The sequence below is a fragment of the Streptomyces sp. QH1-20 genome (assembly GCF_041283565.1).
Lineage (GTDB): Bacteria > Actinomycetota > Actinomycetes > Streptomycetales > Streptomycetaceae > Streptomyces > Streptomyces syringius.
Window position 1 is genome coordinate 3,860,374 of record NZ_CP166299.1, and the last position, 17,294, is coordinate 3,877,667.

At 72.8% G+C, this 17,294-nt stretch carries 14 protein-coding genes; 4 read left to right on the top strand and 10 right to left on the bottom strand.

Translation table 11 applies throughout. The annotated features are described in order from the left end of the window. Positions 1-132: 132 nt before the first annotated feature. The 3 genes from AB8O64_RS17275 to AB8O64_RS17285 all read right to left on the bottom strand — a co-directional run bounded on the left by AB8O64_RS17275 (position 133) and on the right by AB8O64_RS17285 (position 4,982). Positions 133-2,703: a glycosyltransferase gene (locus tag AB8O64_RS17275; protein ID WP_370419908.1), complete on the bottom strand. Its 2,571-nt coding sequence runs from the start codon at positions 2,701-2,703 to the stop codon at positions 133-135. Positions 2,704-2,807: 104 nt separating this feature from the next. Continuing rightward, entirely contained in the window at positions 2,808-3,479 is a 672-nt protein-coding gene (locus AB8O64_RS17280; protein ID WP_130878740.1) for a GntR family transcriptional regulator, read from the bottom strand. A gap of 147 nt (positions 3,480-3,626) precedes the next feature. Next, the gene (locus AB8O64_RS17285; RefSeq protein ID WP_370419909.1) at positions 3,627-4,982 is read right to left on the bottom strand and encodes an aspartate aminotransferase family protein; all 1,356 of its coding nucleotides are present in this window, start codon (positions 4,980-4,982) and stop codon (positions 3,627-3,629) included. 380 nt (positions 4,983-5,362) lie between these two features. Between AB8O64_RS17285 and AB8O64_RS17290 the strand changes: the two genes are divergently transcribed. Continuing rightward, the gene (locus tag AB8O64_RS17290; RefSeq protein ID WP_356458284.1) at positions 5,363-5,566 is read left to right on the top strand and encodes a cold-shock protein; all 204 of its coding nucleotides are present in this window, start codon (positions 5,363-5,365) and stop codon (positions 5,564-5,566) included. Between the two features lie 174 nt (positions 5,567-5,740). Next, positions 5,741-7,480 (top strand): serine/threonine-protein kinase, encoded by a 1,740-nt coding sequence (locus AB8O64_RS17295; protein WP_370419910.1) that lies wholly within the window; start codon positions 5,741-5,743, stop codon positions 7,478-7,480. 87 nt (positions 7,481-7,567) lie between these two features. Here the strand turns inward: AB8O64_RS17295 and AB8O64_RS17300 are convergent, their stop codons facing one another. Then, positions 7,568-8,854 carry an adenylosuccinate synthase gene (locus AB8O64_RS17300; RefSeq protein ID WP_130878736.1) on the bottom strand — a complete coding sequence of 429 codons (1,287 nt, stop codon included), beginning with the start codon at positions 8,852-8,854 and terminating at the stop codon, positions 7,568-7,570. Positions 8,855-9,029: 175 nt separating this feature from the next. Between AB8O64_RS17300 and AB8O64_RS17305 the strand changes: the two genes are divergently transcribed. Further along, positions 9,030-9,992: a hypothetical protein gene (locus tag AB8O64_RS17305; protein ID WP_370419911.1), complete on the top strand. Its 963-nt coding sequence runs from the start codon at positions 9,030-9,032 to the stop codon at positions 9,990-9,992. A 27-nt stretch (positions 9,993-10,019) separates the two neighbouring features. Here the strand turns inward: AB8O64_RS17305 and AB8O64_RS17310 are convergent, their stop codons facing one another. From AB8O64_RS17310 to AB8O64_RS17330, 5 genes are all read right to left on the bottom strand, one after another. Then, the gene (locus AB8O64_RS17310; protein ID WP_130878734.1) at positions 10,020-10,679 is read right to left on the bottom strand and encodes a response regulator transcription factor; all 660 of its coding nucleotides are present in this window, start codon (positions 10,677-10,679) and stop codon (positions 10,020-10,022) included. After that, positions 10,676-12,004, bottom strand: coding sequence for a sensor histidine kinase (locus AB8O64_RS17315; RefSeq protein WP_370419912.1), 1,329 nt, complete (start codon positions 12,002-12,004; stop codon positions 10,676-10,678). Before AB8O64_RS17315 ends, AB8O64_RS17310 begins: the two co-directional genes overlap by 4 nt. An 82-nt stretch (positions 12,005-12,086) precedes the next feature. Then, positions 12,087-12,887, bottom strand: a complete 801-nt coding sequence (locus AB8O64_RS17320; protein WP_370419913.1) for an alpha/beta hydrolase — start codon at positions 12,885-12,887, stop codon at positions 12,087-12,089. Then, positions 12,884-14,101 carry a kynureninase gene (gene kynU / locus AB8O64_RS17325; protein WP_370419914.1) on the bottom strand — a complete coding sequence of 406 codons (1,218 nt, stop codon included), beginning with the start codon at positions 14,099-14,101 and terminating at the stop codon, positions 12,884-12,886. The genes AB8O64_RS17320 and kynU overlap by 4 nt, the downstream gene beginning before the upstream one ends. Beyond that, positions 14,094-14,972, bottom strand: coding sequence for a tryptophan 2,3-dioxygenase family protein (locus AB8O64_RS17330; protein WP_370419915.1), 879 nt, complete (start codon positions 14,970-14,972; stop codon positions 14,094-14,096). The genes kynU and AB8O64_RS17330 overlap by 8 nt, the downstream gene beginning before the upstream one ends. A 233-nt stretch (positions 14,973-15,205) precedes the next feature. On the opposite strand from AB8O64_RS17330, the gene AB8O64_RS17335 reads away from it, so the two are divergent. Further along, positions 15,206-15,619 (top strand): DUF3151 domain-containing protein, encoded by a 414-nt coding sequence (locus AB8O64_RS17335; protein ID WP_356458270.1) that lies wholly within the window; start codon positions 15,206-15,208, stop codon positions 15,617-15,619. A 67-nt stretch (positions 15,620-15,686) separates the two neighbouring features. On the opposite strand, the gene AB8O64_RS17340 is transcribed toward AB8O64_RS17335, so the two are convergent. Further along, a complete protein-coding gene (locus AB8O64_RS17340; protein WP_370419916.1) occupies positions 15,687-17,246 on the bottom strand; it encodes an MFS transporter in 1,560 nt (519 codons plus the stop codon). Positions 17,247-17,294 lie beyond the last annotated feature (48 nt).

Genomic DNA, 17,294 nt, shown 5'->3' on the forward strand with positions numbered 1-17,294 from the left:
GCGTTGATGCGATGGTCGGGCCAGAGTAGTGCCGCTCAGCCGTCTGTTACACAGTCCGGGAGACAACGATCCGCCGTCTCCCGGACTTCATCCGGCCGTCCGCCGCGCGTCATGGCCTCGCGGCCCCACGGCTCATCTGTCGTCGCGCACGTCCCACACCCAGGTGTCGCCGATCCGCTTCGGCTCCTCGCCGGTCAGCCGTGTCACGGCCGTGCGCAACGGGAGCACGTTGTCCTGCGGGGCGAGGACCAGGGCGTCCGCGCGCCAGAAGCCGAGGTCGGTGCGGAAGTCGCGGCGCTCCCGGGCGCCGAGGGCCGGCACCTTGCCGGTCTCGCGGATCTTGCGGAGCAGTTCACCGGTGGCGCGCGGTTCGGGTCCGTAGATGCCGATGCGGTCCGGGCCCCAGGGGCCGTTGAAGTAGCCGCCGGGGAAGGCGAAGCCGAGGTCGGCGTCCACCTGCCAGTGCAGGGCTGCGGTGTCGGAGGGGCTCGGCACGGGGACGGGCACCAGCGAGTGGCCGGGGCGTACGTACGTGCGCCAGGTGCCGTCGGCGAGGAACGCGGGGGTGGGGTCGCGCTCGACGGTCCGGTACGGGGTGGGCACCAGCGGCAGCAGCGCCACCGCGAGAGCTGCCCAGCCGAGCAGCCGGTGCGAGGTCTCGCGCTCGCTGCGCAGCCGGGTGACCGCCAGCCGGTCGCAGCCGAGGGCGAGCAGGATGCCGATGGCGGGCACGGCGACCATGGCCACCCGGGACTCGATGACCGACTCGAAGAGCGGCATCTGCGCCAGCAGCCGCCAGGGGCCGGGCAGCGTCCGGTCGGTGCCGAGCAGCGGGATGTTCTGGCCGAGCGAGAGGACGACGGCGCCCAGCGCGGTCCCGCCCAGGGCGAGCACGCGCGGCTGGTTGCGCAGGTGGACGACGAGGACGACGGTGAGGGCGACGAGGGGCCAGCCGAAGAACGCGTTCTCCTCGGTCCGGTTCAGCGACAGCGAGGCGGCCACCTTCTCGTCACCGGCCAGCGAGCGTGTGGCGAATTCCAGCAGCGCCATCGGGTGGTTGCCGACCTGGCCGTGCAGCACGCTGTGGTAGCTCTGCGTGCCGAAGAACTGCCAGCTCAGCGGGTAGATCAGCAGGGGCAGGCAGACGAGGGCGGCGATCCCGAGGCCGCGCAGCAGGGGCGGTGCGACAGCCTTCGCCACGTCCGGGGAGGCGATGGCGTAGCCGACGGCGAAGAGCACGAGACCGCAGACGGCCAGCAGCAGCGCCTCCTCGCCGAGGAAGATCTGGTAGGTGAGGAACAGCCCGAGGACCACCCCGTCCCGCGTCGTGCGTTTGCCTTCGCACAGTCGCAGCAGCCGGTCGATGATCAGCGGGAACATGAAGAAGACGACGAAGTTGGGGTGCGCGTTGCCGTGCGAGATCATCGGCGGCGCGAAGGCGCAGAAGGCTCCGCCGAGCGCGGCCGCCCAGCGGGAGCGCACGAAGCGCTTGGCGATCAGCCAGTACCAGGCGATGGCGGTCGCGGCGAGCCCGCCGGTCAGCACGATCGCCCAGGTCACATGCGCGCCGAAGGCCAGGGTGACGGGCGTGAGGGGGGCGGAGAGGCCCAGCATGGTGGTGTTCGCCATGAGGTTCACACCGAGGGGGAAGTTCTGCAGGTCGGTGAAGAAGGGGTTGTGGAGGTTCGCCACGTTGTCGGCGGTGACGGCGAAGAACCATTCCCACTGCGTCTGGTCCGAGCCGGAGTCCGCCAGATAGCCGCTGCCGAGGTTGCCCCACAGCCCGCCGTAGAGCACGAAGGCGAAGAAGAGGTAGAGCGCGGGGACGATGATCTGCACCGGGCGGACCGCGCGCCAGCGCAGCCGTACGAGGTCGGCGAGGACGGTCGGGTAGGCGAGCGGGCGGACCTTGGAGCCGGGCTGGTGCGCCCAGCGGACGGGGACCTCGGCGACCGGCCAGCCGCGCTCGTGGAAGTGGCGCAGGATCTCGACGTCGTAGCTCCAGCCGTCCAGGCGGGAGCGGGTGAAGGCGGCGCGGACCTTGTCGCCGTCGAAGAGCTTGAAGCCGCACTGGGTGTCCCGTATGCCGGGCACCGCGGCGGCCCGTATCAGCCGGGCGCCCGCACCGCCGAGGAGCTCGCGCAGCGCGTGCTGGCGCACGGCGATCCGGGACCCGGGCAGCGCGCGGGAGCCCACGGCGGCGGTGGCGCCCTCGTCGAGACGGTGCTGGAGGAGGTCCAGGTCCTCGATGGGGGTGGCCAGGTCGGCGTCGGTGACCAGGACGCGGCGGCCGCGCGAGGCGAGCACGCCGGTGCGTACGGCGTGGCCCTTGCCGCGGTTGGCGGGGGTGCGCAGGAGGCGGATGCGCGCCTCGGTGGCCGAGGCCTCCTCGATGACCTCGGCGGTGGCGTCCGTCGAGCCGTCGTCGACGACGATCAGCTCCCAGCGGAGGCGGCGGCCACTCCCGGTGGTGAGGGTGCCGAGGTGGGTGCGGATCGCTTCCAGGCTGGGGGCGAGCCGGCCTTCCTCGTTGTACGCCGGGACGATCACCGAGAGGTCGACGGGCGGTGCGCCGGTCGGCTGGGCCGGGATGGCGCCGGAGCCGGGCTGGGTGACGGACGGCGTAGCGGCGGACCCGTCCGGGGGCGCGTCCGTGCCGGATTCCGTGGGGCCGGACGCGTCCGACGGCTGAGTCTTTGACATCGCGAGACCTGTGTCCTCAGACGGTTGCAGGGTGCAAGTTCGGCGTTATCTTCATTCCGGATCCTGTTCCGTTTGTGGCTGGTCCCGATCGAGCGCCTTCGACCTTATTCGGTCAGCTGCTCGATCAAGTTCAGGGAATGAGCGTTGTACGCCGCTATGAGCCGCTGGGCCTCCGCCACGTCGCGGCTGGTGACGGCCGCCACCAGCTCGCCGTGGCCCTGCCACAGCCGCCCGCGCAGCTCCGGCAGCCGCCGCAGCAGCGGCACGGTGAAGATCCAGCCCTGCACCCGGACCCGGTCCAGGAAATCCGAGATGTACGGGTTGCCGACGAGGCAGCACAGCTCCCGCCAGAACCTCAGGTCGTAGCCGATGAGGATGTCGAGGTCCCCGGCCGCGGCCGCCCGCCCGGCCTCCTCCGCCCGGCGCCGCACCGAGGCCAGCGCCTCGGGGGTCGCGGAGTCCACCGCCTGCTGGGCGGAGCGCCGGAAGATGCCCTCGATGATCAGCGTGCGCGCCTCGATCATGTCGCGGAAGTCCGCGTAGGTGAATTCGCGCACGCGGTAGCTCCGGTGCAGCTCCACGTCGAGCAGCCCCTGGGAGCAGAGGTCGAGCAGCGCCTCGCGCACAGGGGTCGCCGAGACGCCGTACTGCTCGGCTATCTCCTTGACGGTGAACTGCCGGCCGGCCGGGAGCCGCCCCGCGATCACCTCGTCGCGCAGGGCGTCGGCGATCTGTGAGCGCAGCGTCGTCCGTTTGACAGCATCGCTGCCGGGCATCGTGTCCGTTTCCCCTTCCCTGACCGCGCGCCCGCGTGCGAACGGCCCTCGCAACAAGATAGGCGAGGGCCGTCGCGGAACGTACGAATGTGCGCGCGGGAAGGACGAACGGTACACACCGGTGACCATCGGGATCAGACGGCGTCCTCAGACCGTGTGGGTATCGGCCACCGTGAGTGCCTCGTCCAGAATCGCGAGTCCTTCCCGTGCCTCGTCCTCGGTGAGGGTGCAGGGCGGGACGACATGGGTGCGGTTCATATTCACGAACGGCCACAAACCCGACTTCTTGCAGGCCGCGGCGAAGGCGTTCATGGGGGCCGCCGCCTCGCCCGCCGCGTTGTAGGGCACCAGCGGTTCCCGGGTGGTGCGGTCCTTGACCAGCTCCAGCGCCCAGAAGACGCCCATGCCGCGCACCTCGCCGACGCTCCGGTGGCGCTCGGCGAGCGCGCGCAGCCCGGGGCCGAGGACGTGCTCCCCGAGGCGGTCCGCGTTCTCCACGATGCCCTCCTCGGCCATCGCGTCGATCGTGGCGACGGCGGAGGCGCAGGCGAGCGGGTGGCCGGAGTAGGTGAGGCCGCCGGGGTAGGGGTGGCGGTCGAAGGTCGCGGCGATCTCGGCGGAGATCGCGACGCCGCCGAGCGGGACGTAGCCGGAGTTGACGCCCTTGGCGAAGGTCAGCAGGTCGGGCGTGACGCCGAAGTGGTCGGCGGCGAACCAGCGGCCCGTGCGCCCGAAGCCCGACATGACCTCGTCCAGGATGAAGACGATGCCGTGGCGGTCGCAGAGCTCCCGCACCCCCGCGAGATAGCCGGCGGGCGGCACGAGGATGCCGGCGGTGCCGACGACGCTCTCCAGGATGATCGCCGCGATGGTCCCCGGGCCCTCGAAGACGATGGTGTCCTCGAGGTGCGCGAGGGCCCGCGCGCACTCCTCCTCCTCGCTCGTCGCGTGGAACGGCGAGCGGTAGAGGTACGGGCCCCAGAAGTGCACGACGCCCGCCGAGGCCGTGTCGGACGGCCAGCGGCGCGGGTCGCCGGTCAGATTGATCGCCGCGGCGGTCGCCCCGTGGTACGAGCGGTAGGCGCTCAGCAGCTTGGGGCGGCCGGTGTGCAGCCGGGCCATCCGGACGGCGTTCTCGACCGCCTCGGCGCCCCCGTTGGTGAAGAAGATCTTGTCGAGGTCGCCGGGGGTGCGCCCGGCCACCAGTCGCGCGGCCTCGGACCGTACGTCCACGGCGAAGCCCGGCGCGATCGTGCACAGCCGGCCCGCCTGCTCCTGGATCGCGGCGACGACCTTGGGGTGCTGGTGGCCGATGTTGGTGTTGACGAGCTGGGAGGAGAAGTCGAGGTAGCGGTTTCCGTCGTAGTCCCAGAAGTACGCGCCCTCGGCACCGGCCACGGCCGGCGGGTCGATGAGGCCCTGGGCGGACCAGGAGTGGAAGACGTGCGCGCGGTCGGCGGCCTTGACCTCGGCGCCGGCGGAGGGGTCGGGAAGAGTGCTCACGCTGATTGCCTCACAGAGGTGGGGACGCGGGGGCCGCCAGCGTAGAAAGCGCGGCACGGCGGCGGATACCGGCACTGTGTAGGGCTCTCGGGCCGCCCGTGGACATACTGCCGGGTTGTGGACACCGGCCGTTCGCGGCGGGTTCACCGGCCCGCCGCGACGCCCGAGAATTACTCTTACGGAAATCCCCTGCGGCGGCCGGGGGCGTGCTACGGTCCTTTCCAGTTGCAGTTTTGGTACCCATATAACGTGTGCGCCTGACGGTCTGTGACCTCAGGCGCTCTGTTGTTTACGGCCATAGGCCCGGACGGGGACATCAACGCGACACGGAATTGCGCACCGTGCGGAATTCCGGCACCGGGATCTATAAGGAGATCGTCGTGGCTAACGGCACCGTGAAGTGGTTCAACTCGGAAAAGGGCTTCGGCTTCATCGAGCAGGAGGGTGGCGGCCCGGACGTGTTCGCCCACTACTCGAACATCGCCACCCAGGGCTTCCGCGAGCTGCAGGAGGGCCAGAAGGTCTCCTTCGACGTCACGCAGGGCCAGAAGGGCCCGCAGGCGGAGAACATCGTTCCCGCCTGATCCCAGGGCGAGACCGGGGCCGGGGCCCGCACTTTCACGGTGCGGGCCCCGGCTCTTTGGTGTCCGGCTATTCTCCCGCGAGGGCTGCGTGCGGCAGTCTCGAAGCAAGGGCCTCGGCAGGGCGCCCCGGACGACACCGGGGGGTCATCGGGGGAACCGGGGGAAGGCGACATCATGGACAGTCTGCAGCCAGGAGATCCACACAGTCTCGGCGCGTACCGGCTGCTCGGCCGGCTGGGCGCGGGCGGCATGGGCCGGGTCTATCTGGCCCGCTCGGACCGGGGCCGTACGGTCGCGGTCAAGCTCGTCCAGCGGGAGCTGGCCGGCCAGGAGGAGTTCCGCAGGCGCTTCCGACAGGAGGTGCGGTCGGCCCGGCAGGTCGGCGGCGAGTGGACCGCGCCGGTCCTCGACGCGGACACCGAGGCGGACATCCCGTGGGTCGCCACCGGCTACATCGCCGGACCGTCCCTGCGGCAGGTCGTCGACCGCGACTACGGGCCGCTGCCCGAGCGGACCGTCCGCATCCTCGGCGCCGGGCTCGCGCGCGCCCTCCAGGCCGTCCACGCCGCCGGCATCGTCCACCGCGACCTCAAGCCGTCGAACGTCCTGATCACCCTGGACGGCCCGCGCGTCATCGACTTCGGCATCGCCCGCGCCCTGGAGACCGTCACCGACAACAACCTCACCCGCACCGGCGCGGCCGTCGGCTCGCCCGGCTTCATGTCGCCCGAGCAGGTGCGCGGCGCCAAGGTCACGGCCGCCAGCGACGTCTTCTGCCTCGGCGCGGTGCTGGCCTACGCCGCGACCGGCCGGATGCCCTTCGGCACGGCGGACAGCGGCGTCCACGCCCTGCTCTACCGCATCGCCCAGGAGGAGCCGGATCTCACCGGCGTGCCCGAGCCGCTGCGGCCGCTGATAGCCGACTTCCTCGCCAAGGACCCCGCCGACCGCCCCACGCCCGAGCAGGCCCTGGAGCGTACAGGCGTGCGGGACCTGCTGACGGACCTGCGCTCGGCCGAGCCCTGGCTGCCCGGCGGCATCGTCGCCCAGCTGGGGCGGCACGCGGTCCGGCTGCTCGACGTCGAGGACCCCGCCGCCGCGAACCCGCTGACCCAGGTGGACCCGCGCCCCGACGGGCGTCCGGTGGACCTGCCGACCGTGACCGCCGGACCGGCCGCCCAGCCGCTGCCCCCGGCCAACCCCGCCCCGCCCGTGGCCCCCGCCTTCCAGAGCCACCCGCACCCGGGCCCGTACGGCCCCGGCCCCTACGACTCCGGGGTGTACACCACGCCGGCCCCGCCCGAGCGGCGCCGGTCCATGGCGCCCTTCGTGCTGGCGGCGGTGGTGACCGCCGGGCTGCTCGCGGGCGGCGGGACGGTGTACCTGCTGAACCGGGAGACGAACAACGAGGGGCGCGGCGGCCCCGGCCCGGTCACCTCGCCGACCACGACGCCCGGCGCCACGGGCGGGACGTCCGGGCCCTCGACCGCCGGGCCCTCGGCCTCCGCCGGGGCCTCGACGCCCGGCCAGGCCAAGGTCACCCCCTCCTCCGGCCCGGTCCCCCAGGCGTTCATCGGCACCTGGGAGTCCGATTTCCGGACGGCCGGCGGCGCCAACACCCGCCGGATCGTCCTGCGGCAGGGGCCCGTCGGCACGACCGTGGCCGACATCAGCGGCCACGGCACGAACGAGTACGGCACCGTCTACCGCTGCGCCTGGGTCGCCGACCTGAGCGCGGCCGCGCCCGCCGGCGGACCGCTGCGGCTCGGTCCGTCCCGGGTCACCGTCGCCGAGCCCACCACCTCCTGCCAGCCGGGCGAGGCCACCGAGCTGACCCTGCTGCCGGACGGCAGTCTGAGCCGGCGGTTCATCGGCACCGACAAGGAACCGCTGACCTACACCAAGCGGAGCTGACGGAAAACGCCGAGCGCCCCGGTGGCGGAACCACCGGGGCGCTGTCACAGCGAAGGCCCTGACGAGCAGTGCCTGACGAGCCGTGCCTTACGAGAGGAACGAGTTGATCTCGATCGTCTCGGTGCGGCCCGGGCCGACGCCGATCGCGGAGATCGGCGCGCCGGACATCTCCTCCAGCGCCTTCACGTACGCCTGCGCGTTCTTCGGCAGGTCGGCGAAGGTCTTCGCCTTGGTGATGTCCTCGGACCAGCCCGGCAGCATCTCGTAGATCGGCTTCGCGTGGTGGAAGTCGCTCTGGCTGTAGGGCAGCTCCTCGACGCGCTTGCCGTCGATCTCGTACGCGACGCAGACCGGGATCTGCTCCCAGCCCGTCAGCACGTCGAGCTTGGTGAGGAAGAAGTCCGTCAGGCCGTTGACGCGGGTCGCGTAGCGGGCGATGACCGCGTCGAACCAGCCACAGCGGCGGTCACGGCCGGTGGTCACACCGCGCTCGCCACCGATGGTCCGCAGCGCCTCGCCGTCCTTGTCGAACAGCTCGGTCGGGAACGGGCCGGCACCGACGCGCGTGGTGTACGCCTTGAGGATGCCGATGACCCGGCTGATCTTCGTGGGGCCGACGCCGGCACCCGTGCAGGCGCCGCCCGCGGTCGGGTTCGACGAGGTCACGAAGGGGTACGTGCCGTGGTCGACGTCGAGCAGCGTGCCCTGGCCGCCCTCGAAGAGGACGACCTTGCCCTCGTCGATGGCGTTGTTCAGGATCAGCGTCGTGTCGGCCACGTACGGCTTGATCTGCTCGGCGTAGGTGAGCAGCTCCTCGACGATCGCGCCGGCCTCGATGGCCCGGCGGTTGTAGAGCTTCGCGAGGATCTGGTTCTTGAAGTCGAGGGCAGCCTCGACCTTCTGGGTCAGGATCGACTCGTCGTAGAGGTCCTGGACCCGGATGCCGACGCGGTTGATCTTGTCCGCGTAGGTCGGGCCGATACCGCGGCCCGTGGTGCCGATCTTCCGCGAGCCGAGGAAGCGTTCCGTCACCTTGTCGACGGTCGTGTGGTACGGCGTGATCAGATGCGCGTTACCGCTGAGCAGCAGCTTGGACGTGTCCACGCCGCGCTCGTTGAGTCCGCTCAGCTCGGAGAGCAGGACCGCCGGGTCGACGACGACACCGTTGCCGATCACCGGGGTACACCCCGGCGAGAGGATTCCGGAGGGGAGGAGATGCAGCGCGTATTTCTGGTCGCCTACGACGACCGTGTGGCCGGCGTTGTTGCCACCTTGGTAGCGCACCACATAGTCCACGGATCCACCGAGGAGGTCGGTGGCCTTTCCCTTGCCCTCGTCACCCCACTGAGCACCGAGCAGCACAAGTGCGGGCACAGGCGTACACCCCTTCCGGGCGGGGCATGTCCAACGTGCGTGGTGGCGTAATCCCGCCTTGTGCGGGGGTGCACCATCGCTAGAGCCGTCGAACCGGTGCCCCGGATAGACGAAGCCCCTGGCGCAACAGCGACAGGGGCTCTTGCACCGAGAGATTACCTGAGGAAGGACCGAGGTGTCGGCTCCAGACCCGACCGGGCAGCCTCTGCTCGTGATCATCGACCCGGTCGCACGGCGTGCGGACGGCGAGTCCGTGCGGATCGCGAGGGATGTCCTGTGCGCCGGGGCGGTGGCGAAAATCTGTCTCACGGACGGCCCGGAGGATGTTTCCAGGGCCCTGTCGCGACGTGGCCGACGTCCGGTCGTGATCGGCGACGACCGTGCGCTGCTGCGGGTCGTGGGCCTGCTGCACCGACGGCGGGAATTGGCCGAATCCACTCTGTCGGTGGTCCCGGTCGGCGCGCCGCACACGGTCGCGCTGGCGCACGCGCTCGGCGTGCCGCGCGGGCCCGTGGCGGCCGCCCGGGCGGTGCTGGACGGCGCGCCGCATCCGCTGGACCTGCTGGTCGACGACAGCGACGGGGTGGTGCTGGGCGAGGTGTGCGTGCCGGACGGATACGTCCCGGGAGCGGCCCCGTACGCGGCGGGGGCGGCCGGGGACGGGCCGGAGGGCCCCCGGCACCCGGACGGCGTGCCGGAGGGCCTGGACGGGCCGGTCGGCCCCGTCGGTCCCGCCGGGCCGGCCGTGTCCCGGCGGCAGGCCCTGACGGCGGGCGGGCACCAGAGCTGGTGGTCCCCGGCCGCCCGGACCGCCCGTACGGCCCTGGCGCTGCTCACGGGCCCCGCTGCGCGCCATTCGCTGCCGTCCTGCACCCGGCTGCGGGTGGAGGCGGACGGGGTGCTGCTGGCGGATCTGGACCAGCTGGTGGAGCGGGTGACGGTGTCGGTCGTGGACGGCCGCGCGGAGGTGGTGGTCCACCACCGCTCCGCGGACCGCCCGGTGCGGGCCCGGGCCCGCGCGGTCACGGTCTCCGGGCCGGACTTCCGCTATCGCGCCGACGAGGTGGGCGCGGGCCCGGTCCGCAGCCGCACCTGGACGGTCCGGCCGGGGGCGTGGCGGCTGACGCTGCCGCGCTGAGGCTCTCTTCCCTCCGGCAGCCTGCTGTCAGCCGCCCGGCGTCACCAGGCCGGCCTCGTAGGCGAAGACCGCCGCCTGGGTGCGGTCGCGCAGCCCCAGCTTCACCAGGATGCGGCTGACGTGCGTCTTGACGGTGGACTCGGCCACGACGAGACGGGTGGCGATCTCGGAGTTGGAGCGGCCCTGGGCGACCAGGACCAGGACCTCGGTCTCGCGCTCGGTGAGATCGGCGATCCGCTCCTGGCTGGGCGGCTTGGGCGTGCCGAGGCGGGAGAACTCCTGGATGAGCCGCTTGGTGACGGTGGGCGCGAGGAGCGCCTCGCCGTCGGCGACGACGCGCACGCCGTCGGCGAGCTGGCGGGCCGAGGCGTCCTTGAGCAGGAAGCCGCTGGCTCCGGCCCGCAGTGCCTGGTAGACGTACTCGTCGAGGTCGAAGGTGGTGAGCACCAGCACCTTCGCCCCCTCGTCGGCGGCGACGATCTCGCGGGTCGCCTCCAGTCCGTTGAGCACGGGCATGCGGATGTCCATCAGAACGACGTCGGGGCGCAGCGCCGCGACCTGCTCGACGGCCTGCCGGCCGTCCACGGCCTCGCCGACGACCTCGATGTCGGGCTGGGCGTTCAGCAGGACGGAGAAGCCCTCACGGACCATCATCTGGTCGTCCACGATCAGCACACGGATGGTCATGCCGTTGCCTCGCCGACCGCGACGGGCAGGAACGCGGCGATCTCGTAGCCGCCCTCGTCGGTGGCCTCCGCCGCCATCTCGCCGCCGAGCATGGTGACGCGTTCGCGCATGCCGAGCACCCCGTGCCCGGCGCCCGGGGAGGGTTTGGCCAGCCGGTTCGGCGGGCCGTTGACGACCCGCAGGCCGAGGCCGCCGAGGACGTAGGAGATCTCCACCCGCGCCTGCGCGCCGGGGGCGTGGCGCAGCACGTTGCTGAGCGCCTCCTGGACGATGCGGTACGCGGAGAGCTCCACGCCCTGCGGCAGGGGCCGCACCGAGCCCGTCGTGACCCTCTCGACGTCCAGTCCGGCCGAGCGGACGTTGTCCAGCAGCCCGTCCAGGGCCGCGAGGGTGGGCTGCGGGGCCTCGGGGTCGGCGAAGGCATCGGGGTTCTCCGACCGTACGACGCCGAGCACGCGGCGCAGCTCGGTCAGCGCGGCGACGGCGTTCTCCCGGATCGTCTGGAACGCGGCGGCCAGCTCGGGCGGGGTGTCCTGGACCCGGTAGGGGGCGGCCTCGGCCTGGATGGCGACGACGGACATGTGGTGCGCGACCACGTCGTGCAGCTCGCGGGCGATGGTCGTGCGCTCCTCCAGCACGGTCCGCCGGGACCGCTCGACCTCGGTGACGGCCACCTGCGCGACGACCTGCTGCTTGGTCTCGCGCAGCCCGCGCACGGCGAGGACGACGAAGAGCACGAACCCGGAGAAGACCATCATCTGGAACATGTCGGAGAGGACGTAGCCGTCACCGTAGGGCTGGACCGTGCGCAGGAACACGGCGAAGAAGACGCCTATGGCACCGGTGAGCAGCCACATCTCGGCCGCGGTGCGCGGGCGCGTGCGCAGTGCCACGACCAGCATCACGGCGAGGTGGGAGAAGAAGCCGCCCGGGGACCACGGCCCGAAGCTGTACGTGCCCAGGAACACGCCGGTGAAGACCATCGAGCCGATCGACAGCCACCACGCCCCGACCGGCCGGAAAAGGGTCATGACCATCGGCACGCCGACCATCATCGCCGCGAAGAGCCCGAAGGAGCTGCCCTCGCGTTCGGCGGTCCCCATCATGACGACGAAGGTGAAACCGACGAGTGCCGCGTGCGGCAACCACCGTGTGTAGCGCCCGGCACGCCGCGGCAGCCTGCGGACCAGGACGTGGTCCGCAGCGAGCGGCGGCAGCGGGCGGAAGGCGAAGGCGTCGGTGAACAGGTCCTCGCGGAGCCCGCTCAGGGCGCCTTTCGCCATCCGCAGCTCATTGCGCGGGGCGGTCTCATAGGTGTCGGTCACGTCAACAACCGTAGGCAAGGGGTTCGCGGAAAGCGTCCGCACGGATGCGGATCTGTGGGGGTCCGTCTCAAGTACTACGTGGCTACGGCACGGCTGTGACGTGCGGTTGTCCGGTGAGGGCGGCCACCAGCGCCGCGCACGCGGCTGTGCCGGGAGTCACAGGCGCGAAGTGACCGACACCACCGAGGGCACGGACCTCCGCCACGCCGGCCGCCGCGCGGGCGGCGGCGGCGTAGCGGTGGGCGAACTCGACGGGCACGACCAGGTCCGCGGCCCCGTGCAGGAGCGTCACGGGCGCGCGGGCGGGCAGGCACCGCACGGGGTCGACGTCCCGCCCGTCGGCCCCGCCGAGCAGTTCCTCGACGATGCCCTCGCCGAGCCGCAGCTCCCGTGCCCACTCCAGGTCCGTGACGGCCGCCACGGCGACGACCCCGTCCACGGCCGGGGCGGCGGCGGCCCGGCCGGACGCGGACGCCGCCCAGAGGGCGAGGTGGCCGCCCGCCGAGTGGCCGGCGAGCAGATGCCGGGCGGCGGGCCGACGGGACCGCCTCTCCCGCGCCTCCAGGGCCCGCAGGGCAGCCAGGACGTCGTCGAAGGTCTGCGGCGTGCCGCCGTCCCCGCCGAGCCGGCGGTACTCCACGAGCGCCACGTCCACGCCCTGCCGGGCCAGCTCGGCGGCCAGCGGCGAGAGGTGCCACCGGTCGTAGATCTCGCGCCAGAAGCCGCCGTGCAGGAGCGTCACCCGGGTGCCCGTCGGCCGGGCCGCCGCGTAGTGGGCGACCACCTGGCTGGGGTGGTCGCCGTACGCGACGGTCTCGTCCGGGGTGACGTCGGGAAGGCCGCACAGCGCGGCGAACTCGATGTCGTCGAGGTCCTCGGTCATGGCGTCGGCACCTCGGCCAGGACCTCGGCGAGCACCCGCGCCGCCCGCTCCGCGTCGGCGAAGGAGGTGTAGAGCGGGGTGAAGCCGAAGCGCAGGACGTCCGGACGGCGAAAGTCGCCGACAATGCCGCGGCGGACGAGTTCGGCCATCATCTCGCCCGCGTCGGGGCAGCGCAGCGACACCTGGCTGCCGCGTTCGCCGTGCGGGGTGGGGGTGAGGCACTCCAGGCGGCCCTTCGGCACGTACTCCTCCACGCGGCGCAGGAAGAAGTCCGTGAGGGCGAGGCTCTTGGCCCGTACGGCCTCGATGCTCACGTCGTCCCACACGTCCAGGGCCGCTTCGAGGGCGAGGAGGGACAGGATGTCGGGGGTGCCGACCCGGCCCCGGGCGGCGCCCTCGGCGGGGGCGTAGGCGGGGGCCATGGCGAAGGGGTCGGCGTGGGAGTTCCAGCCGGGCAGCGGCGAGTCGAAGCGGTCCTGCAGCTCGCGCCGCACATAGAGGTACGCGGGTGAGCCGGGGCCGCCGTTGAGGTACTTGTACGTGCAGCCGACGGCGAGGTCCGCGCCGTGCGCGTCGAGCCCGACGGGCAGCGCGCCCGCGCTGTGGCACAGGTCCCAGACGACGAGCGCCCCGGCGGCGTGCGCGGCGGCCGTCGTACCGGGCAGGTCGTGCAGGCGGCCGGTGCGGTAGTCGACGTGGTTGACGAGCGCGACGGCGGTGCGCGGGCCGAGGGCGGCGGGCAGGTCGCCCGCCGCGACGGGCCGCAGCGTACGGCCCGTCAGCCGGGCCGCGGACTCGGCGATGTAGCCGTCGGTGGGAAACGTCGCCTCGTCCACGAGGATCTCGTCGCGCTCCTCGCCGGCCATGCGGACGGCGGCGACGACGGCCTTGAGGACGTTGACGCTCGTCGAATCGCCCACGACGACCTGGCCGGGTGCGGCCCCGACGAGCCGGCCGATCCGGTCCCCGACCCGCTCTGGGGCGGTCCACCACCCCGACTCGTCCCAGGAGCGGATGCGCAGCCGCCCCCACTCGCGCTCGACGACGTCGGCGAGCCGGCCGGCGACGGCGCGGGGCAGGGCGCCGAGGGAGTTCCCGTCGAGGTAGGCGCCCTCGGCGAGGTCGTCGAGGGCGAACGCGTCGCGCTTGGCGCGGAGTTCGTCGGCGGCGTCGAGCGTGGCCGCTTCGCTCGATATTGCGTCGAGGTCAGACATGGCTGCGCGCCGTCCACAGCTCGGGGAAGACGTTCTTCGTCGCGCGCCGCTCCAGCCAGGCCACCCCCGCCGAACCGCCCGTTCCCACCTTCGAGCCCATGGCCCGCCGGGTGGCGACGAGATGGTCGTTGCGCCAGCGCCAGACCAGCTCCGCGACCTCGGTCAGGGCCTCGCCCAGTCGGCAGGCCTCGCTGTTCTGGTCGCCCGCGTAGACGCGCTGCCAGACCTCCTCGACCGCCGGGTCGGGGACGTACCGCTCGGAGACGTCACGGTCGTGGACGCTGTCGGGGATCGCGTGGCCGAGCCGCCCGAGGTAGCGCAGCACCTCGTCGTACAGGCTCGGCTCGTGCAGCGCCTTCTCCAGCTCGGCGTGGACCCTTGGCGTGCCCTGGTGCGGGACCAGCATGGACGCGGCCTTGTCCCCGAGCAGGAACTCCAGCCGGCGGTACATCGCGGACTGGAAGCCCGAGCCGTCGCCGAGCGCGGCACGGAAGCCGTTGAACTGCACCGGCGTCAGGTGCGCGAGCGGCTTCCAGGAGGCGTTGAGCGATTCGAGCTCGTAGGTGGAGCGCTTGAGCGCGGCCATGGCGGTCGGCAGGTCGTCCTCGCGCAGCGCCTTCGCGGCGGTCTCCCACTCGTGCACGATGACCGTGAACCACAGCTCCATGACCTGCGTGGTGACGAGGAAGACCATCTCGCCGGGGTCGTCGGAGAGCGGCTTCTGGAGGTGGGTGAGGACGGACGCCCGGACGTAGTCCTCGTACGGGGTGGATCCCTCGAAGTCGAGATTCGGGGCCGCCGGGGGCTCCGGCTCGATTTTGTCGCCAGGGCCCTGGGGGGCGTGGGGGCGGGACGGTTGCGGCTGCGACATCGCTGTCTCCTCGGCAAAACGTACTCCGGGTAGCGGTCCGCCCCTTCCTGTCGGCATCGGAGCCCCGGTCCCCTGCGCGCATCATGCGTCCCGGGTGCGGTTCCCTGCAAGGGGTGGCGTTGCGGGTTCCGGAGCCCGCCGTGCGGGGCGTCGTCCCGGGCCGGGGCCGTGGGTGCGTGCGGGCCGGCGTTCGGCGGGTCCGGGTGGGGTGGTGACAAGGCAGACTGGGGGTCATGTCGATTCACGAGAACCTGCTCGGGGGACCGCCCCCGACCCATCTGCCCGACGACCCGGAGCCGCGTGAGCTGCTCGCCTCCGGGGCGGCCCCCGCCGAGGTCGCCGCGAAGTACCCGGCGTCCTCGCTCGCGTGGGCGCAGCTCGCCGACGAGGCGTTCGACGGTGGCCGGGTCGTGGAGTCGTACGCGTACGCCCGTACCGGCTACCACCGCGGCCTCGACGCGCTGCGGCGCAGCGGCTGGAAGGGCCACGGCCCAGTGCCCTTCGAGCACGAGCCGAACCGCGGCTTCCTGCGTGCCCTGCACGCCCTCGCCCGCGCGGCGGGTGCCATCGGCGAGCACGAGGAGCACGAGCGCTGCTCGACGTTCCTGCGGGACAGCTCGCCGACGGCCGCCAACACCCTGGGCTGACGCGGCAGCCCCACAGCGCATCGGCCGGAACGCCTCGCCTTCGGGCGAGGCGTTCCGGCCGTCCGCGTCAGGACGCGCCGCCGGAGGCAGTCGCCGCGTCTCCCGGGTCCAGCGGGGGCGAGGACACCCCGCAGTGGTACGTCGTCTCCGGGTGGCAGCACTTCCGGCCAGGCAGCGCGCGGGTCCGGGTGCCGACCGTCCACCATGCCAGGCCCGCGCCCGCCACCAGCGTGCCCGCGCACCAGAACATCGCCCGTCGGAACGTGTCCTCGAAGCCCGCGGGGTCGCGGTAGACGTCCGGGCCCATGCCCGCGAGCAGCGGTAGCGCGGCGACGGCGATGAGGCCCGCCGCGCGGGCGGCGGCGTTGTTGATGCCACTGGCCAGGCCCGCGCGGGCGACGTCGACCGAGGCGAGAACCGTCGCGGTGAGCGGCGCGACCAGGACCACCATGCCCAGGCCGAGGACGACGAGGGCGGGCAGCACGTCCCGCCAGTACACCGCGTCCGGCCCGGCACGGGTCATGAGCAGCATGCCCGCCGCGCACAGTAGCGGCCCGAGGGTCAGCGGGATGCGAGGTCCGATGCGGGTCGCGATCCGGCCGGAGCGGGCCGACAGCAGCAGCATCAGCACCGTCGTGGGCAGCAGCGCGGTCCCCGCGGCGAGCGCGGACCAGCCGACCACGACCTGGAGCTGGAGGACCGAGAGGAAGAAGAAACCGCCGAAGGCCGCGTACACGCACACCGTGACCGCGTTGACGGCCGAGAACATCCGGCTGGAGAAGATCCCCGGCGGCAGCATCGGGTCGGGGCGGTGCGCCTCGACGTGGACGAACGCCGCGCCCAGCAGCACCCCGGCGACCGCCGGGCCGATCACCCACGGCGACGCGCCCTGCTCGGGGGCGGCGATCAGCGCGTAGGTCACCGCGCCGAGGGCCAGCGCGCCGAGCGTCGCGCCGAGCACGTCGAAGCGGCCGTGCGCGCCGGGTGCGCGGGTCTCGGGCACGTGCTTCAGGGCGACCGGAACACACACGGCGGCCAGCGGCAGATTGATCAGGAACACCCAGCGCCAGCCCGGCCCGTCCACCAGATAGCCGCCGACGAAGGGGCCGACCGCCGCGGCCACCCCGCCCAGCCCGGACCACGCGCCGACCGCCCCGGCCCGGTCGTCGGGGTGGAAGACCGCCTGGATCAGCGCCAGGGAGCCAGGGGTGAGCAGCGCCCCGCCGATGCCCTGGAGCGCCCGCGCCGCGATCAGCACCCCGGCGTCCGGCGCCAGCCCGCACAGCAGGGAGGCGAGGGCGAACCACACCACGCCGATCACGAACACCCGCCGCCGCCCGAACCGGTCCCCCAGGGCGCCGCCCAGCAGGATCAGGGAGGCGAGGGTGAGCATGTAGCCGTTGACGGTCCACTGGAGGACGGGCAGGTCCGCGTCGAGGTCGGCGCCGATGCGGGGCAGGGCCACATTGACGACGGTGCTGTCCAGCAGCGCCATCCCCGAGCCGAGGACGGCGGTCAGCAGCACCCAGCGGCCGGCGGGGGTACCCAGACGTACGGCGTCGTCGGCGGCGGGCTCCTGCGGGACGGTGTCCGGGTCGGTCACCGGCTCCCGCGAAGGGTCGCTCATACCGGAATCATCCCCGCACAACGGGCACCCGGCCAGCGCGGCGGGGGA

What these genes read in the sequence shown, in the direction of transcription:
- AB8O64_RS17280 (WP_130878740.1), bottom strand. Translation starts at nt 3,479, where the DNA reads ATGCCCGGCAGCGATGCTGTCAAACGGACGACGCTGCGCTCACAGATC.
- AB8O64_RS17310 (WP_130878734.1), bottom strand. Translation starts at nt 10,679, where the DNA reads ATGACCATCCGTGTGCTGATCGTGGACGACCAGATGATGGTCCGTGAG.
- AB8O64_RS17340 (WP_370419916.1), bottom strand. Translation starts at nt 17,246, where the DNA reads ATGAGCGACCCTTCGCGGGAGCCGGTGACCGACCCGGACACCGTCCCG.
- kynU (WP_370419914.1), bottom strand. Translation starts at nt 14,101, where the DNA reads ATGTCTGACCTCGACGCAATATCGAGCGAAGCGGCCACGCTCGACGCC.
- AB8O64_RS17335 (WP_356458270.1), top strand. Translation starts at nt 15,206, where the DNA reads ATGTCGATTCACGAGAACCTGCTCGGGGGACCGCCCCCGACCCATCTG.
- AB8O64_RS17275 (WP_370419908.1), bottom strand. Translation starts at nt 2,703, where the DNA reads ATGTCAAAGACTCAGCCGTCGGACGCGTCCGGCCCCACGGAATCCGGC.
- AB8O64_RS17320 (WP_370419913.1), bottom strand. Translation starts at nt 12,887, where the DNA reads ATGACCGAGGACCTCGACGACATCGAGTTCGCCGCGCTGTGCGGCCTT.
- AB8O64_RS17330 (WP_370419915.1), bottom strand. Translation starts at nt 14,972, where the DNA reads ATGTCGCAGCCGCAACCGTCCCGCCCCCACGCCCCCCAGGGCCCTGGC.
- AB8O64_RS17295 (WP_370419910.1), top strand. Translation starts at nt 5,741, where the DNA reads ATGGACAGTCTGCAGCCAGGAGATCCACACAGTCTCGGCGCGTACCGG.